The sequence below is a fragment of the Hymenobacter rubripertinctus genome (genome assembly GCF_003583925.1).
In the GTDB taxonomy this organism is placed as follows: domain Bacteria; phylum Bacteroidota; class Bacteroidia; order Cytophagales; family Hymenobacteraceae; genus Hymenobacter; species Hymenobacter rubripertinctus.
This window is the reverse complement of sequence record NZ_QYCN01000005.1, coordinates 1-26,947: the sequence shown is the minus strand read 5'-3', so window position 1 is coordinate 26,947 and position 26,947 is coordinate 1. Positions and strand designations below refer to the sequence as shown.

The following is a 26,947-nucleotide window of genomic DNA, read 5'->3' as shown; positions in this document are numbered from 1 at the left end:
CCCCGGACGGCGGTATCTTACTGCACGTAGCTTCCCCTCCTCCTGCCCGCGCCTTTTTTTACCCCGTATGCGTCTTGCTTATCCGCTGTGCCTGCTGTTGTTCGTGCTGACTATTCCGGCGGGCTGGGCACAACGCATGACCTTCAGCGGCCGCGTAACGGAAGCCAGCGGTAAGCCCGTGCCCTTCGCCTCGGTGTTTGTGCGCGGCACCAGCCAGGGAGCCACGGCCGACGAAAACGGCCGCTACCAGCTCACCCTCACCGGCCCCGTAGACACGCTTACGGCCTCGGCCATCGGCTTCTCGGCCATCAAAAAGGCCGTTACCACTGCCAAGGCCCAGCAAACCGTCAACTTCGCCCTCGGGGCCGGGGCCGTATCGTTGGGCGAGGTGATTGTGCGACCCTACGAAAACCCGGCTTACCGCATCCTGCGCCGGGTGCAGCAAAACCGCACCCGCAACCAGAAAACTGAGCTGGAAGCCTACGAGTACGACAGCTACGCCCGCAATGAGCTCCTGCTCAATAACCTGCCCGACCAGGTGAGCCGCCGTAAGCTGCTGCGCCAGATTACGGCCGTGGCCGATACCCTGGGCCTGGCCCGCGACGCCAACGGCCGGCCGGTGGTGCCCATTTTCGCCTCCGAAGTCCTCTCCCACTACTACCAGAACAACAACCCGCTGCGCCAGCGCGAGGAAGTCAGCAAAACCCAGATGCACGGCGCCGTGCCCCGCGAAGGCTCGGTGGTGTCCCAGATTATGGGTTCCTCGTTTCAGGACTGGGACTTCTACCGCAACTGGCTGCGCATCGTGGGCAAAGACTTCATTTCGCCCATTGCCGAGGGCTGGAAGTTTTCCTACGAGTATGAGTTGCAGGACTCCCTGATGGTGGGCGACGACTACTGCTACAAACTCAAGGTGACGCCCCGCCGGCCCCAGGACCTGGCCTTTAAGGGCACCATCTGGATTACCACCGACACCTACGCCCTGCGCCAGCTCGATCTGGTGGTGAGCACCCAGGCCAACCTCAACTTCATCGACCAGATTGCCGTGCGCCAGGAGCTGACGCCCACCGCGGCCGGCCCCTGGCTGCCCACCCGCACCGGATTCGTTATCGGCATCAAGCCCAGCAAGGGCAGTACCGGCGTGCTGGCCCGCATCACCACGGTGTACTCCAACTTCGTGGTGAATCAGGTGAAGCCCCTGCCCTTCTACGACAAGCCCCTGGAGGTGGCCGCCGACGCCTACGAGGTGCCCGCCGGCTTCTTCGCGGCCAACCGGCCCGATTCGCTCAGCCGCCAGGAGCAGCTCACCCTCACCGTGCTCGATACCGTGCGCCAGCTGCCGGCCGTGCGCTCGATGCTGGAGCTGGCCGACATTGCGGTGAACGGCTACTATCCGCTGGGTAAAATCGATCTGGGGCCGATTCTGGCCACGCTCGGCTACAACAACATTGAGGGCCTGCGCCTGCGCCTGGGCTTCCGGACTTCCACCGAGTGGAACCGCGACTGGCAGCTGCGGCCCTACGTGGCCTACGGCACCCAGGACGGCCGCTTCAAATACGGCCTGCGGGTGCAGCGCGTCCTCGACCGGCGGCACTGGACGGTGGCCAACTTCGAGCATCGCCACGACATCGACCAGGTGGCCCTGCTCGACAACGACTACGCCCTCGATAACCCGTTGGCCGAAGCGGCGGCCCGGCTGGGCAACATCAGCAACAGCCGCCCCCTGCTGCGCGACCTGACCAGCGTGGCCGTGCAGTCGGATTTGTTCCGGGGCTTTACCCAGCGCGTGATGCTACGCCGCCAGCAGTTCCGGCCCCTTTATCCGTTTGCCTACTACACCCAGGAGCCCCGGCCGGGCAGCCCCACCAACTCCAACTTCGCCCTCTCGGAAGTGGTGGTGGAGTCGCGCTACGCCCGCGACGAGGTGCTGGTGGCCAACAACCAGAACCGCCGCACCGCCGTGGGCCTCAAGCGCTGGCCGGTGTTCACGGTGCGCTACACGCTGGGCCTGAACAAGCTGCTGGGCTCCGATTTCCGCTACCACAAGTTCAACCTGCTCATCGACCACAGCTTGCGCTTGGGCCAGCTGGGCCGCACCACCTACCGCCTCGACGCGGGCTTCATCCCGAGCACGGTGCCCTACCCCATCCTCAAGAGCCACCTCGGCAACCAGTCGTTCTTCTACAACGCCGGGGCCTACAACCTGATGCGCTACTTCGAGTTCGTGAGCGACCGGTACGCGGGCCTGCAAGTGGAGCACCAGTTTGGGGGCTTCCTGTTCAACTCCCTGCCCGCCATCAAGCAGCTCAACTGGCGGCTGGTGGCCACCGGCAACCTGCTCTACGGCAGCGTGAGCGCGGCCAACCGCCAAATCATCCCCACCACCGACCCCGGTACCGGTGAGGTACTGCCCACCTTCCAGTCGTTGGGTCGGGTGCCCTATGTCGAAGTAGGCTACGGAGTCGAGAACATTTTTAAAATCGTGCGGGTTGACTTCCTGCACCGCCTCACCTACCGAACCGTGCCCGACGCCCGTACCTTTGGGGTGAAAGTGAGTTTGAAGTTCAGCCTGTAATTAATACGTCCGAATGGGCGGAATGTGGAAAACGTGTTTTCCCTGTTTTTCACCCGTCCTACATTCGTCACATTCGCCCCACTCCGCACATCCGAAAAGACATGCCTAAGTACGAAGTTGACAACCTGAGTCTGGCCGAGGCCACCCGCCACGCGCCCTTTATTGATTACGCCCGCTGCGTAGATGCCGCCCAGCGCCCCTACAACCACGCCGGCGACTGGCCCCGGCAGGGCCAGCTCTACCCCGTACGCACCGTGGATTCGCGCACTGAGGGCATCCCCCTCGTCCACGTGCTCGGCTTTGAGGGCGAGGCTCCCTACTACAACGCCTTTGCCCCCCACCGCTTCGAAATCCTGCTCACGGTGTGGTTGAATTAGGCGCGTAGGACGGGCTGAAGGCCCGGAAGGACGGTCATCCCGAGTATGTCGCTTGATGCGCGACATACTCGGGATGACCGTTTTTTTACCCAACACCCCAACACCCCAACACTCTATGACCTCTCTATGGGCCCAGGAGCCTACGCTCCCAACGCATACAGCACCGGCTTGCTGGGGCTGGCGTCGAGTTCGAGGCTGGTAATCTGGAGGTTGAGCAGGTAGAGGCCGTCTTCCACGGCATCGGGCACGAAGATGAGCTCGGTGATGGTGGCCGCCTGGCGGGTGGCGTGCGGGTACTGCCAGAACGCGTGGTGGGCCAGCAGCTCGCCGCCGTCTTCCTCCCGGTCCACGCTGGGCAGGTCCAGGAGCAGGTGCTCGATGTGCTGCTGGGCCAGATAGTCGGCCAGGGCGGGCTCCAGGTAGGTGGGGTTGGTGCCGGAGTAGTGGCGGGTACGCTTGGTGCGGTGGTTGGGCAGGGTGCGCAGCACCAGGGCCTCGGGGCGCACGGCTGCGTCGGGGCCGCCTTCCAGTTCCCGGCGCACATCGGCCAGCAGCACCACTTGGTCGCCGTTGGGCTGGGGCCGGGGCTGCACCGACACCAGCCGGGCCACGAACAGGAACCGCCGCAGGCAGCGGTTGAGCGTGGCCCCCGCCTCGGCCGAAATGTGGCCGTAGCACTCGGTGTGCGTGCCGTTGCCGTGGGGCGTAACATGCACGCGCTGGTAGTTGGTGCTGCCCCCGGCGGCCACGCTGCCCACAAAATCGCCCACCCGAATCACGTCGAACTGCACCGGCTCGGCCCAGAAGCAGTTCACCTGGTCTTCGCCCGGGGCCAGGGGCAGGGAAATATCCAGCGGCGCGTGGGGGTTGAAACTGAACGTGCGGCCGTGGTGGGGGTAAGTGGCAAGCATGGGATTTGGATGATGGAATGACGTTCTTTTACTTACCGTATCACTCCTCACCTTCCGCCGCCACCTCATTGAGAATCCGGGCAATTTCGGGGGCGTGGCTGACGACCATGAAGTGGCCGCCGCCGGGGATGAGGTAGTCTACGGGCGTGGGGCCGGGCGGAAACACGCGGTCCTGGGTGCCCAGAATCTGGATGCTGCGGCCCACGGGGGTGCTATCCCAGTGCAGCAGGCGGGCAATGGCCCACCGGGTATAACGCGGCTCCATATCGCGCAGAATGCGCTTGAACAGCCGGTACTCGGCCCCGCCTTTCACTCCAAAATACCATTGGCCGGCCCTCGGAAACAGTTTCAGCCCCTGGGGGGGAAACAGCTTGTAGAGGCGGGTAGTGCGCACCAGTTTCAGCAGCGGCGGCAGGCAGCTGGCATCGGGAATGCTGCTGATGAGCACCGTGCGCAGCCCCGGCCGCAGGCGGTTTATCTCCAGCGCCACCACTCCACCGAACGACACGCCCACCAGCAACCCCGTGGCCCCCTCCGGAATAGCCTCCGCCATCCGGGCCGCGTAGTGGGGCAGCGTTTCTTCCTCCGATTCGGGGGGGAGCCAGGGTAGCAGTTCCGTTTCGCCGTGCAGCTGAGGTGCCAGTTGCCGGAACACCCGCTCATCCGCCCCCAAACCCGGAATCAGGTAGAACATTTTAATTATGAATTATGAATTATGAATTATGAATTATGAATTATGAATTATGAATTGGAGCTTCCTGAATGCCTGGAATGAAACGGTTTTGCCAGGCCGCAGCCCCGCTTTTGAAGCTGAAAGAAACTCAAAATAGCCGTTTTCAATAAAAATGGGGCGAAAAGAAAATTGAAAGCAGAGGCTGTCGAGTGCAACCTACTTCGGCGGCCAGCATTATGCCTTTAATTCATAATTCACTGCTGTTACGCAGTAGCCGTTGAAGCATTCGTTGCTCGTTGCTCGTTTTTCGGGGCTGACTCACCTTCATTCACCAATCAGCCCCGAAAAACGAGCAACGAAAAACGACCTGCCATCGCAGCTACCGGAAGCGACCTGCGTAATAGCAGTAATTCAAATAATCACGGCTCGACGCGCAGGAACACGTCTTCGAGGTAGAAGATGTTGTGGGGCTGGCTGGATTCGTACTCGTCGGCGTCCTCGCTGTCGGCGTTCATGCTGATGTCGAAGGAATCATCCTCGGTTTCGTCGCCATCTTCGTCGCCGAACAACTCGTCGGCGGGGTAGGTGCAGGAGAGCTTGAGGGCCACGTTGGGCAGGGGCACGGGCGGGTCGGCCTCGGTGCTGTATTCGAGCAGGCAGGGCCACTCGCGCACGGTGGCCAGGGCGTCGGCCACGTCTTCCTGGAGGGCTTCGGCCCGGGCGCCGGCTAGGCGCAGCAGCAAATCGAGCTGCTGGAAGGTCAGGCCCAGGTGAAAGAAGTGGGCGTCCTGGTCGAAGTACGTGGTCGCCCAGATGGTCACGTCGTCGGAGTTGTCGAACACGATGGCCGTGAGTTGCACCTGCTCGATGAAAAAGTCCGTGTCGTCGGCCAGGGCGTCAATCAGTCGTCTCATAGTTAGGGGGTTGACCGGCCCGGGGCAGGCGCACCACGGAGCTGGCGGCGGCAAACACGCCGCCGACCGGCCCCATGGCTCTTCCAAAGAAAAGATAAAACCCGAAAAGCACGGCCTATCGCCCAAAAAAACTGCGCTCCGGCCAGCCCGGCCAGCTGCATTCCGGGCCGGCCGGCCGGGCAGCTCCGGGGCCAGCTACCCGCGCCTCAGGCCTCCTGAAACAGCTCCAGCGTGATGTGGTCGGCCAGCAGCTTGCCGGCATCGGTGAGGCGCAGCCAGCCGCTGTCCAGCGTGGCCAGGCCGGTGGCTTGCAGGTGGGCGAGGTAGGCGGCGCGGGTGGTGGGCAAATCCACGCCCAACTCGTCGCGGAGGCGGTCCAGGTCGCAGCCGTGGGCGGTGCGCAGGCTGGTCATCAGGTACTCGTTGGCCTGGTCGCGGGGGCTCAGGATTTCCTCGGTGGCGGGCACGAGGCCCTCCTCCAGCACGGCCGCCACGTAGCGCGGGTTGTTGGCCACGGCGTACTGGCGGCTGCGGCCGTTGAAGGAGTGGGCACTCGGGCCCAGGCCCAGGTAGGGCACGCCGCCCCAGTAGGCCGAGTTGTGGCGCGACTCGCGGCCGGGCCGGCAGAAATTACTGATTTCGTACTGCTGGTAGCCGTGGCGGGTCATTTCGGTGAGCAGCCGCTCGAACTGCCGGGCCACGAACTCGTCGGGCGGGGCCAGAAACCGGCCCTTGCGCAGCTGGCGGCCAAACACCGTATCGGGCTCGATGGTGAGGGCGTAGCACGAGAGGTGCGGGACGTTCAGGGCGAAGGCGGCGGCCATATCCCGCTCCCAGATGCCGTGGTCGGGCGCGGGCACGCCGTAAATCAAATCCACCGAAATGTTCTCGAAACCCGCGTCCTGGGCCAGCCGCACCGCCGTGCTCGACTCGTCGGCCGAGTGAGCCCGGTTCATCAGCCGCAAATGCGGCTCGTGGAAGCTCTGGAGGCCGATGCTGAGCCGGTTGACGGGCGAAGCCGCCAGCTCCCGCACCTTGGCCGGCGTGAGGTCGTCGGGGTTGGCTTCGAGAGTAATTTCCACGTCCGGGGCCACCGCAAACCGCCGGTAAATGGCCGTCAGCAGCGTATCCAGCTCGGCAGCCGTGAGCAGCGAGGGGGTGCCGCCGCCGAAGTAGATGGTGTTCACCGTGGCGCCGGGGGCCAGGTAGCCGGCCCGCAGGTCCATTTCCTTCACCAGGGCTTCCACCAGCCGGTCTTTCAGGCCCATGCTGGTGCTGAAGTGGAAGTCGCAGTAGTGGCAGGCCTGCTTGCAGAAAGGGATGTGGAGGTAGATGCCGGACAAGGGAGGTACTTTGATTAACTGCTGTTACGCAGTAGCCGTGGAAGCATTCGTTTTTCGTTGCTCGTTGCTCGTTTTTCGGGGCTGACTCACCTTCATTCACCAATCAGCCCCGAAAAACGAGCAATGAGCAACGACCTGCCACCGCAGCTACCGGAAGCGACCTGCGTAACAGCAGTGATTAAAGTCAGAACGTAGCTCCCCTCCTTTTCCAGGAGGGGAGCTACGTTCTGACTCCAGTCCTGATCTTCCCGCTCACCCCTTCGTCGTCCCAAAAAGTATCTTCGGGGAAATTAAACGCGGCGTTTCGCGTTGCACAGGCACAAATGTACGTCCGCTTCCTCGTTTTCTGGTGGTTGCTGCTGAGTGCGGCCACGGTGGCTGCTGCCCAGGGCCGCCCGCCGCTCCGCCCGGCCGCCGTAGCCCTGCCGCCCGATTCGGCCCGAAAACCCGCGCCCGCCCCGCCCCGCCCGGGGCGGCCGGTGGTGCTGCGCCTCGAAACGGCGGAAGCCGATGCCGCCCTGCTGCGTCCCTACCGCTTCCGCCGGCAGCTGCCCGATTCGCTGGCCGCCCTGCGCGAAGTGCGCCAGCTGGTGCTGGCCCTGCAAGCCGACGCCTACCTCACGGCCTCGGCCGATGGCCTGCGCTGGACCCATGACACGCTGCGGGTGCGCCTGTACGTGGGCGAGCAGTTCCACTGGGCCCGGCTGCGCAACGGCAACCTCGGCGACGCCCTGCTGACGAGGGCCGGCTTCCGCGAAAAGCTCTACCAGCAGCAGCCCCTGCGCCCCCGGGAATGGGTGAAATTTCAAGAGAACGTGCTGCACGAGGCCGAAAACCAGGGCTACCCTTTCGCCACCATTGGCCTCGACTCGCTCACGCTCACCGGTACCGAAATCGGGGGCCGGGTGGTGCTGCGCCGGGGGCCGGTGGTGGTGTTCGATTCCATCCAGATCATTGGCAAAACCAAAACCAAGGCCCAGTTTCTGACCCGCTACCTCCAGATTGAGCCCAACCAGCCTTTCAGCCAGCAGCGCATCCGGGAGGCCGACCGGCGGTTGCGCCAACTGCCCTATTTGCAGGTGAAGGCCGCGCCCGAGGTGCGCTTTTCCCAGGGCCGGGCGCGGGTGTACTTCCTGCTCGACGACCGCACGGCCAACCAGTTCGATGCCATCGTGGGTGTGTTGCCGAACCCCAACCCCGGCCCGGGTCAGAAGAAAGTGCAGATTACGGGCGACGTGACCCTGAACCTGCGCAACATCGGGGGCGGCGGCAAGGGCCTGGGCGTGCAGTGGCGCAAGCTCGATGCCACCTCCCAGCTACTCGACGCCCAGTACCTGCACCCCACGTTTTTTGGTACTCCGCTCGAAGTCAGCGCCTCGTTCAACCTGCTCAAGCAGAATGATTTGTTTCTGACCACCCGCCCGCGCCTGCAGGTGGCCTACCCCACGGCCCAGGCGGGTCGGTTGGCCGTGTTCGTGGAGCAGCGCAACTCCCGCCTGCTCAACCAGGACTCGGCCCTGCAACGCGCCACCAGCCTGCCCGACAACATCGACTCGCAGTTCAGCTCCTACGGCCTCGACTACACCTGGAACACCCTCGACGACCCGTATTTTCCGCGCCGCGGGCTGCTGTTGAGCGGCCAGGCGGCCATCGGCACCAAGCGCATCAGTAAAAACGGCGACGTAAAGCCCGAACTCTATGAAGGACTCGCGCTGCGCAGCCGCCAGATCAGCCTGGGGCTACGGGCCGAGCGGTATTTTCGCGTTGGGCGGGCCGGGGTACTCGTGACGCGCCTGCGGGGCGAGGCCCTGCTCAACGACCGGCTCTTCCTCAACGACCTGTTCCGGCTGGGCGGGCTGGCCACGCTGCGGGGCTTCAACGAGCTCAACTTCTACGCCAGCCAGTATGCCGTGGGCACCGCCGAATTCCGCCAGTTCATCGGCCCCGACGCCTACGTGTTCCTCTTCGCCGACCAGGCCTACCTGCGCCGCGACCTGCCCCAGGACCCCTTCCCCCGCGACACGCCCACCGGCCTGGGCGCGGGCCTGAGCTTCCGTACCGGGGCCGGCCAGTTCCAGTTCGTGTACGCCCTGGGCCGCAGCCAGCAGCAGCGCTTCGGGCTGAGCTCGGGCAAAATCCACTTCGGCATTACCAGCCGGTTTTAACGAACCGGGAGGCCGGAAATAGCCGGGCCGCCGGTAACTCTGCGGGGTTTTATAGATGATGGATGGGAATAAGCAACCAATTTCCCGTGCGTCTACTCGCCCATTTCGGGCCATTTGCCCCGAAATTATGGCTCGATACTCGTTTTCAGGGTCCCTTTGAAAAATTTTTACCGCTGATAATCAACCGGAACGACCCTGGCACCCGGACTTTTGGCCTCAGTATCTCGCATTCTTAAAAAACCCTGCTACATTTGTATTACCAAACAGTGCGGGGTGGAGCAGTTGGTAGCTCGTTGGGCTCATAACCCAAAGGTCACTGGTTCGAGTCCAGTCCCCGCTACCTAAAAGGGCGTTTCCATCGCGGAAACGCCCTTTGTTTGTTTTAGGGGTACGTACAGGGGTACACACTATGAGAGTCCTTCTTAATTCCGAATAAGTAAATTATATTTTATCAATAAAATTTTTAATCTAGACACGATCATGATTAAACTATATACAATTGATAGTTGGCCTCGCTACGATTGGTTTCAGACAAAGGGTACCCGCAGTAAGTTTACTTGCGAAAATCCTGAGACTGGCCAACGATATTACTTCAAAGAGTCTCTTAACAAAAAGGAAACAAAGACATCGCAAGCGCGCTCTTATCCCACTGAGTTTTGGTCAGAAATAATTGCTAGTAAAGTTGGTCAGTTATTAGGCTTCCATATGCTAGACTATAATGTAGCGTATTCGCTAGGTAGTATTGGGTGTATTTGTGAAGACATGCTAACAGCTAAGCAGACCTTGTTGGAAGGCTTCCCGTTCCTAACAGCTGTTGAAAGAGACTTTCTACCTGATAGTGATAACACCAGCAAGAAACTCTATGATTTTCAGCTAATTGAACGTGCATTAAAAGCCCATGGATTAGAACGCTTCCTTCCTAACCTTGTTGACGTAGTTGTATTTGATGCAATTATTGGCAACTCTGATCGTCACCAAGAGAACTGGGGCTTTATCTTTCAAAGGGATGAGCTGAATCGCCAGTTCAATAGTCAACAGGTAAGAAAGTTAGAGTCTGCAGCCGTCATGCCTATCCCGTCTCCCAATTGGCGGAACCAACTTATGGGTAACCTCAAAGATGATAGCATGGGATTTAAGAAGCTGATTAATAGAATCAGAAGTGTAATGCTGGGAAGTATTCAAGTGAGCATTGCTGCTAATGATCATGTGGCCACTTCTTTAGCAAATCCGCCTCCTACTTTTTTTACCCCCATCTTTGACAGCGGCTCTAGCCTTGGAAGAGAATTGCCTAATGACAAGATAGAGCAGATGCTGCGAGACAGTATGCAGTTTGACAGCTACATTCGGCGCGGAAAGTCCGAAATCCATTGGTCAAATAGAAAAATTTCTCACGGAGCACTTATAGCAGAGTTGGTATCATTATATGGTGATACTATTCGCAACAGAGTGAGTTCCGTACAAGAGTTGTACAAACCTGATCAAATCGCTTCGTTGCTTGCATCCACTGACGAATTCATTCCGCACGGGAAGGAATTTGATCACTACAGGTTGACTAATGCACGTCAAGAGTTCATGCTGAGGATTATCAGCACTAGAATGGATTCATTGTTCAAAGACTTTTCAAGAATAAGAATATGATTGTCCGCAAAATATTTCTGAGTTGGCGGCCAAGTCCTGGTAGCAAAAGGTACATAGTTGGCAGGCTGTATCGCAAAGCGAATAAAACCATTACCTTCAAATATTACCCCGAAAATGTGGAAGAAGCCAAGAAGGTAGGCTTCATATCCTATACTGAGTTCCCAGATATTAATACTCTATACACGGATGGCGTTCTGGAAATATTCGCCCGACGTCTTACTAGAAACGAGAGGAACGATCGAAGTAATATGCTGGAATTCTGGTCTGCAGAAGGCAAAGGCTATGATGCCTTCGATATGCTAGCAATGACTCAGGGTTGGCTTACGACTGATAACTTTGAATTTTTAGCAGATTTTTACCCTAAGCGTCATTTTCAATTTGTTACTGATTTAGCATACACTAGATCATTGGAATTACCACGAGGCACTATAGCTGAGGGAGACAAATTGCAGTTCAAGTTTGATCGAAAAAACGAAGTAGATTGTAAGGCAATTAGAGTATTTAAGGATGAACTTTTTATTGGATTTATCAAGCAGAAACATTGTAATTTTTTTCACCACCTTAAGCGTTCGTGGACTACTAACTTACAAGTGAAAGCAGTAGATCAAAATGGAGTAATCCGCCAAGTTTTTATTACAGTAGGTGATATGTAATGGGTTTCTCAAGCAATTGATAAAAGTTTGATTTCGCAAACATTATAGCACTCGCACGGCATGTAGTTGGCAGCTTTGCTTACAGTTAAGCCCCCGTACACCTCAATTGAGAGGTGCGGGGGCTTTTAATTTGTCAGCCAGTGAGTTATGATCGAAAAATGGCCAGAATGCTGGGTGCTATTTCACGGCTTTTGGCTAACGCCCGGATCGCGGCCAGATGCCAGCGTGTCGGTTTGCCAGCATAATGCGTCTTACGATACGGTTTAGCTAAGGCCCTTTTCGCTTTGATATTTTGCTTAACTAACGGCACCACGGCACCACGGCACCAAAAGCCCCAGCTACATATTGCGTCTCATACTTTACCCCCAGCGCGGCCCGGTGGGCGAAATACGGGCTACCTGAACAACTATATAAGGCTCTTGCCCGTCGCCCTGACAGTGGGCACTTAAACAGGTAATACGTGCCCCGCCCCAGGTTGGAATTGACCGCTTCTAATTCAATACAGTAATCGTAGGGCGTTCCGTTAATAGAGTAGCGAAGCCGTAGCCGCCCGCCGTTTTCTGTCATTGTCAGCTCACAAGCTAGCTGGCCGTTCGGTTTGCCGGTGTAGAGGTTGGGTAGCGTTATGCTGAATGCTAACGGCCCGGCCGCGAAGTACCCCTTTGGCTGCAAGTCGGCTAGCTGAATCTTTTGGGTGAAGTCAGTAGTAGGTGGGTCGGTTCGGGGGCGGGGCATGGTGAAGCATTTAGGAATCCGAAATAAATAGGGAAGGTTAATTGTCCCAACTAGGCGGATAACCGGGCCACTCAGTTAGTAACACGTCGGCTAGATCTAAGCCGGCGGCCCGTTCGTCGGCCGTAGCCAACGTTTCCAGCTTGTCCGATACTTCTACCGTGAACCCTAAGCCCCGTAGTTCGGTGGCCTTTACCTGCCAAGCGGCTAGTGCTCCCGCGTCGGGAAACAGTACGATACGGCGGCCCTTGAGTGGTGAGACACGTGCCGGGGTCAAGTAGCTAAGCCCACCCGTTGCCAGCCAAACATACTGGGGAAAGTAAGGTGTTGCCAGAATAGCCGTTTTTGCGCTTTCAACTAAGGCCACGGCTTGCCCGGCGGGCGCGGCGGTTAGTTGGGGCAAGCCAAACAAACAGGGGCTTTTCTGGCCGTGCTGCTGATAGTCCGACAGCCAAGCCGGTAACGGGGTGCCCCGGCGGCGGTGGGTAGCAGCTAAGGCCGTGTGTGCCCACCGGGTGAAGCGGTAAGACGTACCATCCGGCTTCTGCTGCTTTGCGGTGTGGCCTGTTTCATCATACAGTACAACTTGCCCGCCCCGCACCCGGCCGCGTTCATCAATTAGCCAAAACACGCAAGCCCCCGGCCAGTATGCCGATGTACCTACTTGAAAGCGGGTCAGCAGTTCATCAGCTATTCCCCAGCCAAAGTGTTGCCGTAGCAGTGTGGCTAGGCTGTTTTGTTCGTAACCAGTTAGCGAGGCCCTGAATACGTCGGCCGGTATGGTCAACACCTGTTTGCGAGGGACTACGGCCGGCGGGCGGTTGGCCGGCGGGCGGGCGGTGGGCCGCTCATTGCGCCGAACCGCCGCCGCGTAGCTCAACCCGCCGCTGGCCGGGCGGGCGTAGGGGGTTAGGGAGTAACCGCAATTCGTTTCCCGGTCGCACCGGCCGTATTCATCGGGTAGTAGTTCGCCGCTTTCTGTATCTAAGTAGCGGGTGAAACAGCGCGGCTTGTCGCATATTGGGCACGTGGTACGCGATTTTGGGCCGGTGTAGGGAGCCAAGGCGTAGCGGTGGGTAGTCAGGGTAGACATAAAAAAGATGTTTTTAGCCCTGCATCTTTTACACCTTCTACACCGGCGGGCCAAAACTAGCCGGCGGCTGGATGTAGAAGATGTAAAAGGTGTAGGCCAGAAAAGAAGATTTTTTTAGAGGGGTCGGCTCAAATGCAGCACCATCCCCGTTTTTATGCGGGTCTGAGCAATACCCGCAGCTTTTAGCCGACCCACGAACTTCTGACGCCCTACGGGGTGGCTCCCAAAATCCGCGCAGAATTGCCGGTACCCTCTGTACACGCCATCAGTAGCCTCATACACTTCGGGGCTGGCCGTGTACTCAAATTCATCTAAAAAGAGGCGCACGGTATCAGATTGGAGCCTGTACAATTCGAGCTGTTGGCGGGCCGCTTCGCAATCGGTGAAGCCCTGCTGACTGAGCACCCGCCCTAGGCCGGCTAATATCCAATTGAACACCCCGGCCAGTTCCTCCCGAATAATGCCCCCGGCTAGCGTTTTATCTTGCTCCGCTTCGGGAATCGTAACGTTAAACGGAATTATCAGAAACCGCCGGAAAAAAGCGTGGGTCTGTTCTACTTCCGTTGGCAGCTCATTACAATTGAATATCAGCTTCGCATAGTCTGTCAGAATGAAGGGCTGACCGTAGGGTAGCCGGGCTTCTACGGGTTCACCCGAAGCCAACTGTTTGAACGCATCAGCTTCTAATTTCCCGTGCAACTCACTGGCATAATTCACCAGTTTGGTAGCTAGGTGGGCACGGCAATACGCCGGCTCACTGGTCAGGGCTTTTAGTGAGTAGCTGCTGACGTTTTCAGGCCCCAGTAAGGCCGTAACAACTTCAAAGAATACGGATTTACCATTAGCTCCCGTACCGTATAATAGCAACACCTTTTCCAGCTTCAACCGGGCCGGGGCAATGAATACGTACCCCAGGTATTCGGCTAGTACCTGCTGACTGGCCGGGTTCGGCACAACCCGATTCAGGAAGGTTTGCCAGCGGGGCGCGGTGGCCCCAGGCTCATAGGCAAAGGGTAGCTGGTGAGTGAGAAAGTCAGCCGGGTCAGTCGGCCGTAGCTGTTGGGTCTGGCCTATCTCAAAAGTGCCGTTTTGCAAGTTCACCAGTACGGCGGCGCGGGTTGTAGCGGCGGGCGCGGGTAAAGAGGCCAGTTCAAGAAACTGCTTATACAATTGCTCACTAAAGCCGTGGTGCCGAGCTTTCATAGCCGGTACCCCTTGCCGTTCGGCTACTTGCCGTAGGAATGTGCGAAGTGTTGGTTCTTCTATCTGTTTCCAATAGGCCCCGTTGTAGGCATACAGAAACCCTTGCCGCCTACATAAGCCCCAGCTATTTTGTTGGGCCAACTGCAATACTTGCTCAATAACTAGCACTACATAATGCGAGGTATGCAGCTTATCCTTTTCATCATCGAGGCGGGCCAACTCCCGAAAATTCACGGGTTGTACCTGCTCAAGTAGGTCAGCAAAAAGTTGTTCGTGAGAGACAACAGCAGGCGGGGCGGCTAGGCGTTCGGCGTCAGCTAGTAGTTCAGCTTTGAGGTTGCGCCCCTTTTTGCTAGCTGCTTTTTCTTCGAGCTGGCCTCCCGCCAACTCCGAAGATTGTAGGTCTTTAGCCTGCTGCATCAGACTAACGACCTTTTTTCGTGGTGCGCTGGTGCCCTTGCAGCGCGGACAGTACGTCGGCCCGCTTCAAATAGGTGCGCTGGCCAAGCTTATGATACTTGAGCAAGCCCCGCCGCTTCCATTCGTGTACTGTCTGTTGGGTAACGTCTAGCAGGGCGGCGGCTTCGCGCACGGTCAGCAGCTCATCAACGGGCGTGGCCTCAGTAGCAGTTGCGGTGGCGCGGTTGGTTAGTTCGTGCCGAACAACGGCCCGTACATCTTCGAGTAATTGGGCGTACTCAACGCCTACGGGAATAACAGCTTGCATTAGTAACAGGGCCGCCGGGAAGGTTAGCCGGCCAGCTCTGCTACAAAGAGCGGGGTTACACATTCCGGAATCGTGCCTACGGAAGGATGCGGAGGAATACGGAAAACGTTGCTGGTGAACCTGTCAGCCTAGAATCTTTAGCGTAGTATCTCGGAAGCGTTCTGCTTCGCTCCTATTCTTGCCTAGCCCTTTATTTAAGGCGCTTTCACTAACGACCGCGCCGAATATTTCAACCAACGCCTGACGGGCTGCCCGCTTGTTGTTTCGCAGGCGGGGCGGGGCTGCCTCCATCAAACCGTACACTACTCCAATCCATGCCCCAGGGCTAGCCGCTGGGGTGGCTTTTCCGGTGTTAGGATCGATTAGTCCTAACTCTTTCAGCAACGCGGTCAGTTCGGCCAAAGAGTAGTTGAGCAATAATGGCGCAAAAGGGCAAGCCGGTGGCGGATTCGGCGCGGGTGTGGCTGAACTAGACACAACCCCCGCAACTACGGCGGCGGCGGGCGCTGGCCGCTCCGCTTCGTGAAAGTCTGTCAGAGCTTGCCGGAAGTGGGTCAGGTTGGCCTCTGTCTTGCCTACCGTAGAAGGGTCTAGAACTTTGCCGGCCAGGGCCGCTGCTAGCGCGTGCTCAAGCTCAAATTTTTCTTCGACAAACACACCCTGCATTCCCAAGTAGCGCGTTTCAACATACTGACTCAACATACGGCTGGCCGTTCTGAGCCGGCCAGCCAGAAATTGCCGACGGTCGGGCGTGGTGCTGGCCTGAACATCTGAGTTGCCCAACGCCCCGCCCCACATTTCTAGCATAATTTCATACTCGCGCTGCTTATATCCGGCCAGCGTATAGTTGGGCTTCTGTAAGTCTGTGAACTGGAAACGAGAGCCCCACGGCCCACCGTAGTTACGGGGAGCCGCCCAATTTAAGGGCTGGCCTTTTGCCCGTAGTGCATTGATAGCGCCCCGGTGCCAACGGGCTTTTTGCACTGCAAGTACCCGCCCCCAGTCTACCGATTCGAGGCGCACCAATAGCGGCAGCACGAACCTATCATATTCTGCTACTTCGCGCCAATGGCTATTTGCCAAGGTGCTCAATTCACCCGTTAGTTGTGTGCTTTTCACGGCTTGCCAGCTCTAAAATGTACCGATTTATTACGTTGCCTAGTCGGGCATTTCGTGGAACCGGGCAAATTCTTCGGCTACCCGTTGCGGGGTCAGGTTCACATACCGCTGAAAGGATTTGTACGACGTGTGCCCGGTCAGCTTCATTACGAACTCGGCACTCATTCCCTTGCCCAGGTTAAGGGTTACGAACGTGCGGCGGGCCGTGTGAACTGTCAGCTTTTCGTACTTGGGACACGTTGTTACGTCGGCAACTCCGCCCCGGTACCGGATAACTTCAACTGGGGAATCTATACCGGCCAGCTCTCCTAGCTCTTTTAGGAATCGGTTGAGCACAGGGTTCGTTATCGGTTGATCCTTCACCGTTGCCAGCTCCCCAGCAAGTAGCCGGTTCACGATTGCCAGGGCTAGGGCGCTTAGGGGCACGTTCACCACGGCGCGGGTTTTCTTCGCGGTCAGTCGTAAGTGGGCGGGGAGTTTGTCAGTAGCCGGCCGTAGGTGCTGGGGCTGAATGCTCACTAGGTCGGAATACCGTAGGCCAGTGTAGCAAGCCAGCAGGAACCAGGCGCGGGCTTTGTCGAGGCGGGAGCCGGCGGCCAGCGGCAACGATTCTAGGGCGGCCAGTTCGGCGGCGGCCAGAGCTATAACGTCCGGCTCCCGCCGTGCCCAGCTTACTTGGGCTAGGGCGGTATTCGTGGTGTAGCCCCGTTTGGCGGCCCACTTCATAAATGCTTTGAGCCGCCCTAAGTGCTTGTTGATGGTGTTATCTGTAAGCCGGACCGTGTTCAGCAGATAAGTGGCCCAACGGTCCCCCACGGTGGGGGTCAGGGTATCAAAGTCGAGGGCGTAGCCGCTGGCCGCTGCAAACTCTCGTAGGTGCCGGCCGGCGGTGGCGTGGGCCTGAGCCGTGCGGCCGGTGCCGGCGGCGTGGGTGTAGCTTACCCATTCCTCGTACCGTTGCCAGAACTGACCAACGGGAACCGCTACAGGTTCGGCTAGGCGTTCCGGGGCCGCCGCCTCTTTCAGGGCCGCCGCCGTGGGCACGGTGCCGGCGGCCAGGTGGGTAGCGTAGGCGGCCAGTAGCCGGTCGTTGATACCGGCCAGCGCGTCGTTCAAGTGCCCGTTCAATTCGTTGCCCTTACCGCGTACTTGCGCCCGTTGGTCAGCCTTACCCCACTTGCTGGGGTGTATGCTCTGGCCGGAATAGACTTTGATGCGAGTGCGCCGGTCGATAGTCAGCAGCGCGTAGATAGCCGTAGGGCGGTCAGCCTTTGGCTCCTTCAAGTGAAAGGAAACAGTTGCCATAGTGTCGTTGTAGTTGCCGCACCAAAGCTACTGAATATTCTTTTACGGGGTACACACAGGGGTACACACTTGCAGGTATTGACCGTATTTATTCATATACATACCGACACTCACAAAGGCAGAAAGCGGTTTAAAGCAAGTAAGGGGCTATATTTGGGGGTGCAACGTGTAAGGGTACAATAGCGGGTTGCAATCCAGTCCCCGCTACCTAAAGCGTCCCGGTTGCCAACAGGCAGCCGGGACGCTTCTTTTTTGTCCTATCTGGTCGTTCACGTTGCCGCATTTCCCCGCGAGTGGTCCGATGACTTCCGTCGCGCATCTGCGGCGCAACGCCTACTTCGTTAGCACCTGATAGCCGTAGGCTGGCAGTGTTACCTGGGTGCCCACCGTGGCGGGGCCGTCCAGCAGGGCATCGGTCCAGGTGGTGTTGGCGAGGGCGGCGGGCACGGGGTACTGCACGGTGGCATTGCGCACGTTTACCAGCACCAGCGCCTGGCTGGAGCCGGCCGGTTTGGTGAAGGCGCATACGTCGTTGGAGCTGTAGGCCGTGGGCGTGCCGGCGCGCAAGGCCGGGCTGGCGGCGCGGGCCCGCAGCACCCGCTTGTACTCCTTGGTGATTTCGGGGCGGGTATCGAAGCGGACTTTCACGCTCGTGAAAGGAAAGGGGATGACAAGCCGCTCCCCAGGCCCCCCCTTGCGTAAAGGCAGCCTCGGCGCCCCCAATACCAGGCAGTGGTAATCAAGGGCATGAATGAGTGACAGAACTCACCTGTTCGGCCAGGTACTCATTCACCTTAGAACCACTTGGCGGCCAGCTGCATGAGCTGCTCCAGGAACTGCTGGTCGGTGGTGTCGAAGTCGTTGAGCTGGTCGCTGTCAACATCGAGGACGGCCACGACCTGGTCGTTTTTGAAGATGGGAACCACGATTTCGGATTTGGAATCGGAGCTGCACGCAATGTGGCCGGGAAACGCCTCCACATCGGGTACGAGCAGGGTGGTGGCCTGGTCCCAGCTGCTGCCGCACACGCCCTTGCCCCGCCGGATGCGGGTGCAGGCAATCGGCCCTTGAAACGGGCCCAGCACCAACTCATCGCCCTGCACGAGGTAGAAGCCCACCCAGAAAAATCCGAATGCCTGCCGGAGCGCGGCGGCAGTATTGGCCAGATTCGCTACCCGGTCGGGCTCACCGGCGGTCAGGGCTTCGAGCTGGGGCAGCAGTTGGCGGTATTGCTCAGCCTTGCTGAGGGTGGTGTCGAGGAGCAGTTCTTCGGCCATGCGTAGGGAAGGGGGAAATAGCGGCCGGTCCTGGCAGGGCCGGCCCCGGCCGCAAAGGTAGGCCCCGCCCGGCAGCTAACCATTGCCAATGCCCGGCCCGGTCCCGGTTTTCGGCTTTAAGCCATTGACCTGCGCGGATATGAAACGAAAGATAGTGTATTTTGCTGCTGCGCTTCCGCCCAGCTGGTCAGCCTCTTACCGTCTGCTCAGGTGGTTGATCCGGGTTTTGCCGCTGGGTTTTCGCAGCCCGCCGGCGCTTGCCTTCGTACCAGTTACTGTCGCCGGCCCGTGGCCGGAGTACCGCTCTTTGCTCTGTTGTTCCCTACCCACAACCAATTCCCCACCCCCCATGCGTAAAGTTGTCCTCTACATTGCCACCAGCCTCGACGGGTACATTGCCTCGCCCGACGGCTCGGTGGAATGGCTCCCCACGCCCCCACCGGGCGAAGATTATGGCTACGCCGATTTTCTGGCCAATGCCGATGCCACCCTGCTCGGCCGCGCCACCTACGAGCAAGTCGTCGAGTCGGGCGAATGGCCGTATCCCAGCTTCACGAACTACGTTTTCAGCCGCCAGCCGCCCCGCCAGCTTCCCCACGAGTCGGTGCGCTTCATCAGCACCGATCCGGCTGCTTTCGTGCGCGAGTTGCGCGAGCAGCCCGGCCGCACCATCTGGCTCATTGGCGGCAGCACCCTGGCCTCGCCCCTGCTCACGGCCGGCCTGGTAGACGAGTTGATGCTGTTTGTGGTACCCCGCTTGCTGGGGGCCGGCATTCCACTCTGGCGCCATCAGGACCATGCCCAGCCGTTGCACCTACTGCGCACCCAAACCTGGCCCGATGGCATGACCCTGCTTCATTACCAGCTGCCGCCCGAAACGGTAGCCTGATAGCCACTTAAACCAGCAGCGGCGGCTCCCAAGTCGGGAGCCGCCGCTATTTTAACCGGGTTGCCAGGAGGCTAGAACAAGCTGGGGGGCGGGGTTTTGAGCTGGGCGATGATGGTCTGCCCGCCCTTTACCTTCTCCCCGATCTGTACTTTTACCTCCGTGTCCAGGGGCACGAAAATATCGACCCGGGAGCCGAATTTGATGAAGCCGAACTCCTCGCCCTGGCTCACTTCGTCGCCCTCGTTCACGTACCACACAATGCGGCGGGCCATGGCCCCGGCAATCTGGCGGAAGAGCACCAATGGCCCGGCTTCCGACTCGACGACCACTGTAGTGCGCTCGTTCTTGGTGCTGCTTTTAGGGTGCCAGGCTACCAGGTAGTTGCCCGGATGATACTTGAAGTAACGCACGATACCCGAAATCGGGTTGCGGGTGATGTGCACGTTGATCGGCGACATGAAAATGCTGATCTGCTTGCGCTCGTCATTGAAATACTCCGGTTCCTGTACGTTTTCAATCACCACTACCTTGCCATCAGCGGGCGCGATGATGAGGTCTTCGTGGGTGAAGAGGCGGCGGGCCGGGCTGCGGAAAAATTGCAGCAGAATCAGGAACATAATCACCGAGATGGCGGCGAAAACCTTGTTGAAGCCCCCGTTTTCGGCGTTGTAACGGAACAGCAGCAGGTTAGCGGCCAACAGGGCCAGCAGGGTAAAAAACAGAATCCGTCGTCCTTCTTTGTGGATCTTCATGAATCGCAGATGATGCAGATGGTGCAGATGTCGCAGATGTCGCAGATGCAGGCGACTTCTAATGGTAAGCGTTGGGCAAGCGGCGCAGAATCAGATGGGAGGTCTTACGTCAAACAAGCCAAAGACGGCGGGCCACCAGGCAGCAAACCAGCCAAATATTACACGAAGATAGCCCGAACCAACGGCTCGGGCTATCGGAAAGCAAATATAAGAGCGCAGACTACATGTCGGCCCCGACCAGGGGAGCCCGTTGCCGTCGGCTAAACTATCCGGCGGCCTGATGTCTGCATCTGCGGCATCAGCGCCATCTGCATCATCTGCGGATCTAGAAGCCCCCGCGGAACTTATAGGTCTGGGCGACCTTATCGATGGCTACCACGTAGGCGGCGATGCGCATGGGCACGTTGTACTTCTGGCTGGTGGCGTACACTTTCTCGAAGGCGTCGTTCATGATGCGGTCGGCGCGCTCGGTCACCATTTTCTCGCTCCATTTGAAGCCCTGGCGGTTCTGCACCCACTCAAAGTAGGAAACCGTTACGCCGCCCGAGTTGGCCAGAATATCGGGTACCACCATAATGCCCTTCTCGTTGATGATGGAGTCGGCGGAGGCCGAAGTCGGGCCGTTGGCGCCTTCCACAATCAGCTTGGCCTTGATCTGGTGCGCATTGTGCTCCGTGATGACGTCCTCCACGGCGGCGGGCACCAGCACGTCTACGTCCAGGGTCAGCAGCTCGTCGGCGTTGTCCATGAGTGCCGCGCCCGTGAAGCCGTCGAGGCGGCCGGCGTGCATGTTTTTGTAGGCCACGGCCTCATCGATATCGATGCCGTCGGCATTCCAGTACGCCCCGCTCACGTCGGAAATGCACTTGATTTTTACGCCCTTCTCGCTGAGCAATTTGGCGGCCCAAGAGCCCACGTTGCCAAAGCCCTGCACGGCGGCCGATACATCCTTGGGGTCCAGGTTCAGCTTTTTGAGGGCGGCCAGGGCCGACACCATCACGCCGCGGCCGGTGGCCTCGGTGCGGCCCAGCGAGCCGCCCATTACCAGGGGCTTGCCCGTTACCACGGCGGGCGAGGTAGCGCCCACGGTTTTCGAGAACTCATCCATCAGCCAGGCCATTTCGCGCGGGCCGGTACCCATGTCGGGGGCCGGAATGTCGCGGTCGGGGCCGAATACGTCCTTCATGGCCAGGGTGTAGCCGCGGGTGAGGCGCTCCAGCTCACCGGCGCTCATGCTGGTGGGCTCGCAGATGATGCCGCCCTTGGCTCCGCCGTAGGGAATGTCGACCACGGCGCACTTCCACGTCATCCAGGCGGCCAGGGCCTTTACCTCATCGAGGTGCACGTTTTTGTCGTAGCGGATGCCGCCTTTGCTCGGGCCCAGAATGGTGTTGTGAATCACGCGGTAACCCTCGAACACGCGCACCTTGCCGTTGTCCATGGTTACGGGAATGTGCACAATCACCTGCTTGTCGGCGGCTTTGAGCACCTCGTAGGTTTCCTCATCGAGGCCCAGGATTTCGGCTGCTACATTGAAGCGCGACATCATGGATTCGAGCGGGTTTTCGGCATCAACGCGCGGGGCCGGCTCTTTGTACTTGTAGACCGTGGTGGCAGCCATACGGGTGGGGGGTTGGGTGGGTGAGGATGAAAAAGCAGCGGTCCGGGGGAGGATTCCGCACCGCCTTTAGGGAATTTGGGTGGCCAAAGGTACGGGGTTTACGGGGAGTTACGGGCCGGTAACAGCCCCTCATTTCCGACCGGTGGTTTGGGTAGCACCTCCGGAGGCCCGGGCCGCCGCCCGGCCTCTCAAAGACCCCGCCAGGGTAGTGGTCTTTGAATTTTTACATCAAAAAAAGCCAACGCGGCGGGCATTGGCTTTTTCCAGATGAACAGCCGGCGGCCCTAGCCCCAGAGCAACTGCAACACGGCCAGCACGGGCAGAATGAACAGGAACGCGTCGAACCGGTCGAGCAGGCCGCCATGCCCGGGCATAACGCGCCCCGAGTCCTTGACGCCCACGCTGCGCTTGAGCATGGACTCGGCCAAATCGCCCAGGGGGCCGAAGACGGCCACCGTGCCGGCCACTATCAGGCGGTAGGTCAGCGAGAGTTCGGGCAGCAAGTAGCCCAGCAGGTAGCCCACCAGCAGCGTGAGCAGCACCCCGCCCACGGCGCCTTCCCAGGTTTTGCCGGGCGAAATTTTGGGGGCCAGCTTGTGCTTGCCCAGCGTTTTGCCCGCCGCGTAGGCCCCGATATCGGAGGACCAGACCAGGAACAGCAGGGCAAAAACGCGGCGGTAGTCGTAGCCGCTGCCGCTGAAGGCCAGCAGGCTCAGCAGGCTCATGGGCAGGCTCACGTAGAGCAGTCCCAGCAGGGCCACGCCCACGTTGGCGAAGGGCGAAAACGGCTGATTCGCGCGGGGCCAGGCGTACATCTCGCGCAGAATGAGAATAACGGGCAGCAGCACGATGAGGCCGACGGCCAGCAGCCGCAGCTGTTGCAGGTCGCTGACCGTAGCCGGGAGCGTGTCGTTGGCCAGGTGGCGGAACTCGGTGAGGGCGGCCACGCTGGCAAACAGCAGCACACTGATGCTGCTGCCCAGCACGGCGGCGGGCTTGTAGCCGGCCTGGCGCATCATGCGGTAAAATTCGAGCAGCATCTTCACCTGCACCACCGCAAAAAACAGCGCGAACGTCCAGGCACTGTACCACACGCTGCCCAGGAGCACCGCAGCCCCCAGCAGCCCAAAAATAAGGCGCTGGCTCAGGTTGGACATCGGGGGTTTATCGGCCGGGGGCGTGGCCGACGGAGCAGAAGCGGGAGAGGTAGACAAACGGTTTTGGGGCTGGTAGCTGGTAGCGGTTGGCTGATAGCTTTTGGGGGGGGGAGGAAAGTCGGTGCCCGGATTGTTTTCAGGCCCCGGACAAAGCTAACAGCTAATAGCCATCAGCGAACAGCTGAAACTCAGGCGCGGGTGGCATCCACGCCATCGTGGCTGAGGGTGCGGGCGGGCGGGCGCACCTCATCGGGCCGGTGCACGGCTACGCCCCGGCCGCCGAGCGTGTGCATTTCGGTGGGCAGCTCATCGGGGCGGGGCGTTTGGGTGAGCCGGTAGAGGTAGCGCAGCAGCAACCCGCCCAGCACGAAGGAGGCCAGCACCAGGTACCAGGGCAGGGCCTCGGTCGAATCGGGGTCGAACTCGGCCGACGACCAGTCGCGCTGCTGGGCATAGAGCCAGAGCAGCTGAAAGGCATTCTGAGTGAAGTGGGCCGCCATGGGCACCAGGATGTTGCCGCTCCACTCGTATAAATAGCCCAGCCCCAGGCCCAGCACGAAGCGCGGAAAAAAGCCGAAGAACTGCATGTGAATAGCGCTGAAAATGGCCGCCGCCACCCAGATGCCCACGTGCCGCGAGTTAAACCACTGCACTAAGTTGCGCTGAAGCACGCCCCGGAAAAACAGCTCCTCGCTCAGGGCTGGTATCACGGCCACCACCACCAGCGCCACCACCAGCCGCCACGGCGACGAAAACCGGGTGAGGTAGCTCGTAATGACCCGGGCCCGGTCCTCCGCCTGCCGTGCCCACTGCTCCCAGTCGGCCAGAAAGTCGGGCAGGTGCAGCTGGGCATTCCAGGCAATGAGCACCGACATGGCCGGCACGCTCAGAATGATGAGGGCGGCCGCCAGCAGCAGCCACCCCACCGACACCGGCCGGCGGGGAGCAAAATAGTCGGCCAGGGTGTGGCCCGTAAGCTGCACGAAGGCCGTTGCCGCGCCCCCCAGCATCACGAGCAGCGTAATGCCCTGGGCCAGCATCATCACGCCCCAGCCCTGGGGGTAGTCCTGCGGGTGGCGGTTGACGTTGCCCAGCTCCTGAAAGCCGATACCGAAGAAGAGCTGGCTCAGGGCCATGGTAAAGAAGCCCGCCACGCACAGCGCCGCCAGCAGCAGCACCAGCAGCAGGGCCAGGTTGGCGGCCGGGTGCAGCCGGCTGGAAACGAAACCTTTCATGGTGGGGGGTGGGTTGGTGGGAAGCGTAGGGCTGGGGGCCTGATGCGGCTCCGGGCTGTTTGGGCAGCCAAGCCCCTAACTAATCGTAAATTTGCGCAAAATACCAGTGCCAGTCCCAACCGGTGGTTTCCGGCCTGGTGCTTTTCCTCAACAAAAAGCTGGCAGCTAACCGCTGACGGCTATCAGCTCAAAAAACAAGTGGTTTATATCCGCAACATTGCCCTGCCCGATTTCCCGCTGCTGCTCGCCCCCATGGAGGACGTGTCGGACCCGCCGTTCCGGGCCGTGTGCAAGCAGGGCGGGGCTGATCTGATGTACACCGAGTTCATCTCGTCGGAGGGCCTGATCCGGGCCGCCGCCAAGAGCCGCCAGAAGCTCGACGTGTTCGACTACGAGCGGCCCATCGGCATCCAGCTGTTCGGCTCCGATGTGGATACGATGGGCGAGTGCGCCCGCCTGAGCACCGAAGCCGGCCCCGACCTGATCGACATCAATTACGGCTGCCCCGTGAAGCAGGTGGCCTGCCGGGGCGCGGGCGCCGCCCTGCTGCGCGACATTCCCAAAATGGTGGACATGACCGCCGCCGTGGTGCGGGCCACGCATTTGCCGGTGACCGTGAAAACCCGCCTGGGCTGGGATGAGGACACCAAAAACGTGGAGGAAGTGGCCGAACGGCTCCAGGACGTGGGCATTGAGGCCCTCACCATCCACGGCCGCACCCGGGTGCAGATGTACAAGGGCGAGGCCGACTGGCGGCTGATTGCGGCCATCAAGAACAACCCGCGCATCAAAATCCCCATCTTCGGCAACGGCGACATCGACTCGGCCCAGAAAGCGGTGGAGTACAAGAACCGCTACGGCGTGGATGGCATCATGATTGGCCGCGCGGCCATCGGTTACCCCTGGATTTTCCGGGAGGTGAAGCATTACGTGGCCACCGGCCAGCTGCTGGCCCCGCCCACCGTGGAGGAGCGCGTGCAGGCCTGCCGCATGCACTTCGAGAAGAGCCTGGAGTGGAAAGGCCCCCGGGCCGGCGTGTTCGAAATGCGCCGCCACTACGCCCAGTATTTTCGGGGCCTCGAAGGTGCCCGCCAGTGGCGCAGCCGCCTCGTGGACACCAACGACCCGCTGGAAATATTCGCCATCATGGACGAAATAACCGCCGCCGAGCCGATGCTGGTGGGGTAGGTAGAAAACCTGTTATCCTGAGCTTGCGAAGGACCTCATCACGTGCATGCGATTCAACGTGATAAGGTCCTTCACAAGCTCAGGATGACAGGTTTTTGGCCAGTTCTGCGCTGATACCACAACGATTCTTAATCCGCTCAATGCCCTCCGCTCCCGCTCCTGTTATCACTTCCGCTCCTACTCCCACAACACTGACGCCGCCGGCTCCTACGGCTACGGCCTGGGTGCTGCTGCTGGTACTGGCCGCCATCTGGGGCACCTCGTTTATCCTGATGAAGAAAGGGCTGGTGGTGTTTTCGGCCCTGGAGCTGGGGGCGGCGCGGGTGAGCGTGGCGGCGCTGCTGCTGCTGCCATTTGCCCTGCGCCACCTGGGGCGGGTGAACCGCGGGAAGCTCAGGTGGCTGCTGCTGAGCGGGGTGGTGGGCACGCTGCTGCCGGCCTTTCTGTTTGCCTACGCCGAAACCCGGCTGGCCTCGGGCTTGGCGGGCGTGCTCAACGCCCTCACGGCCGTGTTTACGCTGGTGGTGGGCGCGGCTTTTTTCGGGCAGCGGCTCACCGGTTTGCGGGTTCTGGGCATCGTGCTGGGGCTGGCGGGCACGCTGGTGCTCATTCTGCTGGGCGGCAGCGCGGCGGCCGGCACCTCGCCCGCGGGCGAGGGCAACGCTTGGTACGGCCTGTTCATTGTGGCCGCCACGCTGGGCTATGGCATCAGCGTAAACGTGATTAAGCGCCACCTGAGCGACATTCCGGCCCTGGCCGTGACGGGGCTACTGCTGCTGTTTATCGGCGGTCCGGCGCTGGCCTTTCTGCTGCTCGGCACCGGGTTTCTGCACAAGCTGGCCGTGGTGCCCGGGGCCTGGACGGCCTTCGGCTACATTGCCCTGCTGGCCACCATGAGCACGGCCGTAGCCATGGTGCTATTCAATAAGCTCATCCAGACCTCCACCGCCCTGTTCGCCGCCTCCAACACCTACCTCATCCCGGTAGTCGCCCTGGCCTGGGGGATGCTCGATGGCGAACAGTTCAACCTGTGGCATCTGCTGGGTATGGTCATCATCCTGGTCAGCGTCGCCATCATCCACCGGGCACGCTAGGCCGGATGCTCAGTCCTCAACTGGCTGTCGAATTTCCACGGAGTTGAAAAACCGCAGCCGTTCTGCTTCTTTGAAGTCACCGGATTGGCGTAGTGGCAGAAAGTGCAGTTGATACACCGTTTTCCCAACTGTGAGGTTGCGAATGTATTTGATTACTAATAGGGCTACCGCACCAAATAGGGTGATTTTGGCTGGGATGGTACCTTCGTCAGATGAACTTGCACCACCATTTTGCCGACGTCCAGGACTTTCGCGTAGCGGGTCGCTGCTCCCACGCCCTGAGCGACATTTTGCTTATCGTCCTGC

23 protein-coding genes and 1 tRNA gene are annotated in these 26,947 nt (G+C 59.9%); 9 read left to right on the top strand and 15 right to left on the bottom strand.

Annotated elements, in window-relative coordinates; genetic code table 11:
- The first annotated feature begins 67 nt into the window (after nt 1–67).
- Nucleotides 68–2,575 (top strand): DUF5686 and carboxypeptidase-like regulatory domain-containing protein, encoded by a 2,508-nt coding sequence (locus tag D0T11_RS04980; RefSeq protein ID WP_119654682.1) that lies wholly within the window; start codon nt 68–70, stop codon nt 2,573–2,575.
- 101 nt (nt 2,576–2,676) lie between these two features.
- Nucleotides 2,677–2,952, top strand: coding sequence for a hypothetical protein (locus D0T11_RS04975; RefSeq protein ID WP_119654681.1), 276 nt, complete (start codon nt 2,677–2,679; stop codon nt 2,950–2,952).
- Between the two features lie 140 nt (nt 2,953–3,092).
- Here D0T11_RS04975 and D0T11_RS04970 read toward each other — a convergent pair whose 3' ends face one another.
- The 4 genes from D0T11_RS04970 to hemW all read right to left on the bottom strand — a co-directional run bounded on the left by D0T11_RS04970 (nt 3,093) and on the right by hemW (nt 6,793).
- Nucleotides 3,093–3,863 carry a cyclase family protein gene (locus D0T11_RS04970; protein ID WP_119654680.1) on the bottom strand — a complete coding sequence of 257 codons (771 nt, stop codon included), beginning with the start codon at nt 3,861–3,863 and terminating at the stop codon, nt 3,093–3,095.
- Nucleotides 3,864–3,903: 40 nt separating this feature from the next.
- The gene (locus tag D0T11_RS04965) at nt 3,904–4,557 is read right to left on the bottom strand and encodes an alpha/beta fold hydrolase (RefSeq protein ID WP_119654679.1); all 654 of its coding nucleotides are present in this window, start codon (nt 4,555–4,557) and stop codon (nt 3,904–3,906) included.
- Nucleotides 4,558–4,955: 398 nt separating this feature from the next.
- On the bottom strand, nt 4,956–5,450 hold the full coding sequence (locus D0T11_RS04960; protein ID WP_119654678.1) for a hypothetical protein: 495 nt from the start codon (nt 5,448–5,450) through the stop codon (nt 4,956–4,958).
- A 206-nt stretch (nt 5,451–5,656) separates the two neighbouring features.
- The gene (gene hemW / locus D0T11_RS04955) at nt 5,657–6,793 is read right to left on the bottom strand and encodes a radical SAM family heme chaperone HemW (protein WP_119654677.1); all 1,137 of its coding nucleotides are present in this window, start codon (nt 6,791–6,793) and stop codon (nt 5,657–5,659) included.
- Between the two features lie 323 nt (nt 6,794–7,116).
- On the opposite strand from hemW, the gene D0T11_RS04950 reads away from it, so the two are divergent.
- The 4 genes from D0T11_RS04950 (at nt 7,117) to D0T11_RS04935 (ending at nt 11,249) form a co-directional block, all read left to right on the top strand.
- A complete protein-coding gene (locus D0T11_RS04950) occupies nt 7,117–8,958 on the top strand; it encodes a BamA/TamA family outer membrane protein (protein ID WP_119654676.1) in 1,842 nt (613 codons plus the stop codon).
- 267 nt (nt 8,959–9,225) lie between these two features.
- Nucleotides 9,226–9,298, top strand: a tRNA-Met gene (locus D0T11_RS04945).
- Nucleotides 9,299–9,438: 140 nt separating this feature from the next.
- Nucleotides 9,439–10,596, top strand: coding sequence for a HipA domain-containing protein (locus D0T11_RS04940; RefSeq protein ID WP_147374526.1), 1,158 nt, complete (start codon nt 9,439–9,441; stop codon nt 10,594–10,596).
- Nucleotides 10,597–10,712: 116 nt separating this feature from the next.
- Entirely contained in the window at nt 10,713–11,249 is a 537-nt protein-coding gene (locus D0T11_RS04935; protein WP_147374525.1) for a hypothetical protein, read from the top strand.
- 772 nt (nt 11,250–12,021) lie between these two features.
- Here the strand turns inward: D0T11_RS04935 and D0T11_RS23530 are convergent.
- From D0T11_RS23530 to D0T11_RS04900, 7 genes are all read right to left on the bottom strand, one after another.
- Complete coding sequence (locus tag D0T11_RS23530) at nt 12,022–13,074, bottom strand: DUF6371 domain-containing protein (RefSeq protein ID WP_220473698.1); 1,053 nt, start codon at nt 13,072–13,074, stop codon at nt 12,022–12,024.
- Nucleotides 13,075–13,188: 114 nt separating this feature from the next.
- On the bottom strand, nt 13,189–14,697 hold the full coding sequence (locus tag D0T11_RS04925) for a DNA primase family protein (RefSeq protein ID WP_119654672.1): 1,509 nt from the start codon (nt 14,695–14,697) through the stop codon (nt 13,189–13,191).
- A 4-nt stretch (nt 14,698–14,701) separates the two neighbouring features.
- Nucleotides 14,702–15,004 (bottom strand): helix-turn-helix domain-containing protein, encoded by a 303-nt coding sequence (locus D0T11_RS04920; protein WP_182888243.1) that lies wholly within the window; start codon nt 15,002–15,004, stop codon nt 14,702–14,704.
- 123 nt (nt 15,005–15,127) lie between these two features.
- On the bottom strand, nt 15,128–16,123 hold the full coding sequence (locus tag D0T11_RS04915) for a hypothetical protein (RefSeq protein ID WP_147374524.1): 996 nt from the start codon (nt 16,121–16,123) through the stop codon (nt 15,128–15,130).
- 39 nt (nt 16,124–16,162) lie between these two features.
- Complete coding sequence (locus D0T11_RS04910) at nt 16,163–17,428, bottom strand: site-specific integrase (protein WP_119654669.1); 1,266 nt, start codon at nt 17,426–17,428, stop codon at nt 16,163–16,165.
- 333 nt (nt 17,429–17,761) lie between these two features.
- The gene (locus D0T11_RS04905; protein ID WP_182888242.1) at nt 17,762–18,076 is read right to left on the bottom strand and encodes a hypothetical protein; all 315 of its coding nucleotides are present in this window, start codon (nt 18,074–18,076) and stop codon (nt 17,762–17,764) included.
- Nucleotides 18,077–18,222: 146 nt separating this feature from the next.
- Nucleotides 18,223–18,705, bottom strand: a complete 483-nt coding sequence (locus D0T11_RS04900) for a GAF domain-containing protein (RefSeq protein ID WP_119654668.1) — start codon at nt 18,703–18,705, stop codon at nt 18,223–18,225.
- 349 nt (nt 18,706–19,054) lie between these two features.
- Here D0T11_RS04900 and D0T11_RS04895 point away from each other — a divergent pair, with 349 nt between their 5' ends.
- A complete protein-coding gene (locus tag D0T11_RS04895; protein WP_182888241.1) occupies nt 19,055–19,594 on the top strand; it encodes a dihydrofolate reductase family protein in 540 nt (179 codons plus the stop codon).
- Between the two features lie 71 nt (nt 19,595–19,665).
- On the opposite strand, the gene D0T11_RS04890 is transcribed toward D0T11_RS04895, so the two are convergent.
- The 4 genes from D0T11_RS04890 to D0T11_RS04875 form a co-directional block, all read right to left on the bottom strand.
- Nucleotides 19,666–20,346: a phosphatidylserine decarboxylase family protein gene (locus tag D0T11_RS04890; protein ID WP_119654666.1), complete on the bottom strand. Its 681-nt coding sequence runs from the start codon at nt 20,344–20,346 to the stop codon at nt 19,666–19,668.
- Between the two features lie 325 nt (nt 20,347–20,671).
- Nucleotides 20,672–21,967: a Glu/Leu/Phe/Val family dehydrogenase gene (locus D0T11_RS04885; protein ID WP_119654665.1), complete on the bottom strand. Its 1,296-nt coding sequence runs from the start codon at nt 21,965–21,967 to the stop codon at nt 20,672–20,674.
- Nucleotides 21,968–22,251: 284 nt separating this feature from the next.
- On the bottom strand, nt 22,252–23,181 hold the full coding sequence (locus D0T11_RS04880; RefSeq protein ID WP_147374523.1) for a phosphatidate cytidylyltransferase: 930 nt from the start codon (nt 23,179–23,181) through the stop codon (nt 22,252–22,254).
- Between the two features lie 131 nt (nt 23,182–23,312).
- Entirely contained in the window at nt 23,313–24,359 is a 1,047-nt protein-coding gene (locus D0T11_RS04875; protein WP_119654663.1) for a CPBP family intramembrane glutamic endopeptidase, read from the bottom strand.
- 198 nt (nt 24,360–24,557) lie between these two features.
- Between D0T11_RS04875 and dusB the strand changes: the two genes are divergently transcribed.
- Nucleotides 24,558–25,547 (top strand): tRNA dihydrouridine synthase DusB, encoded by a 990-nt coding sequence (dusB, locus tag D0T11_RS04870; protein ID WP_119654662.1) that lies wholly within the window; start codon nt 24,558–24,560, stop codon nt 25,545–25,547.
- Between the two features lie 140 nt (nt 25,548–25,687).
- On the top strand, nt 25,688–26,641 hold the full coding sequence (locus D0T11_RS04865) for a DMT family transporter (RefSeq protein ID WP_119654661.1): 954 nt from the start codon (nt 25,688–25,690) through the stop codon (nt 26,639–26,641).
- The last annotated feature ends 306 nt before the right edge of the window (nt 26,642–26,947 follow it).

Coding starts and splice junctions, on each gene's coding strand:
- D0T11_RS04865 (WP_119654661.1), top strand. CDS start 25,688: ATGCCCTCCGCTCCCGCTCCTGTTATCACTTCCGCTCCTACTCCCACA.
- D0T11_RS04980 (WP_119654682.1), top strand. CDS start 68: ATGCGTCTTGCTTATCCGCTGTGCCTGCTGTTGTTCGTGCTGACTATT.
- D0T11_RS04960 (WP_119654678.1), bottom strand. CDS start 5,450: ATGAGACGACTGATTGACGCCCTGGCCGACGACACGGACTTTTTCATC.
- D0T11_RS04970 (WP_119654680.1), bottom strand. CDS start 3,863: ATGCTTGCCACTTACCCCCACCACGGCCGCACGTTCAGTTTCAACCCC.
- D0T11_RS04925 (WP_119654672.1), bottom strand. CDS start 14,697: ATGCAGCAGGCTAAAGACCTACAATCTTCGGAGTTGGCGGGAGGCCAG.
- D0T11_RS04875 (WP_119654663.1), bottom strand. CDS start 24,359: ATGAAAGGTTTCGTTTCCAGCCGGCTGCACCCGGCCGCCAACCTGGCC.
- D0T11_RS04900 (WP_119654668.1), bottom strand. CDS start 18,705: ATGGCCGAAGAACTGCTCCTCGACACCACCCTCAGCAAGGCTGAGCAA.
- D0T11_RS23530 (WP_220473698.1), bottom strand. CDS start 13,074: ATGTCTACCCTGACTACCCACCGCTACGCCTTGGCTCCCTACACCGGC.
- D0T11_RS04975 (WP_119654681.1), top strand. CDS start 2,677: ATGCCTAAGTACGAAGTTGACAACCTGAGTCTGGCCGAGGCCACCCGC.
- D0T11_RS04920 (WP_182888243.1), bottom strand. CDS start 15,004: ATGCAAGCTGTTATTCCCGTAGGCGTTGAGTACGCCCAATTACTCGAA.
- D0T11_RS04895 (WP_182888241.1), top strand. CDS start 19,055: ATGCGTAAAGTTGTCCTCTACATTGCCACCAGCCTCGACGGGTACATT.
- D0T11_RS04950 (WP_119654676.1), top strand. CDS start 7,117: ATGTACGTCCGCTTCCTCGTTTTCTGGTGGTTGCTGCTGAGTGCGGCC.
- D0T11_RS04965 (WP_119654679.1), bottom strand. CDS start 4,557: ATGTTCTACCTGATTCCGGGTTTGGGGGCGGATGAGCGGGTGTTCCGG.
- D0T11_RS04890 (WP_119654666.1), bottom strand. CDS start 20,346: ATGAAGATCCACAAAGAAGGACGACGGATTCTGTTTTTTACCCTGCTG.
- D0T11_RS04940 (WP_147374526.1), top strand. CDS start 9,439: ATGATTAAACTATATACAATTGATAGTTGGCCTCGCTACGATTGGTTT.
- D0T11_RS04910 (WP_119654669.1), bottom strand. CDS start 17,428: ATGGCAACTGTTTCCTTTCACTTGAAGGAGCCAAAGGCTGACCGCCCT.
- D0T11_RS04885 (WP_119654665.1), bottom strand. CDS start 21,967: ATGGCTGCCACCACGGTCTACAAGTACAAAGAGCCGGCCCCGCGCGTT.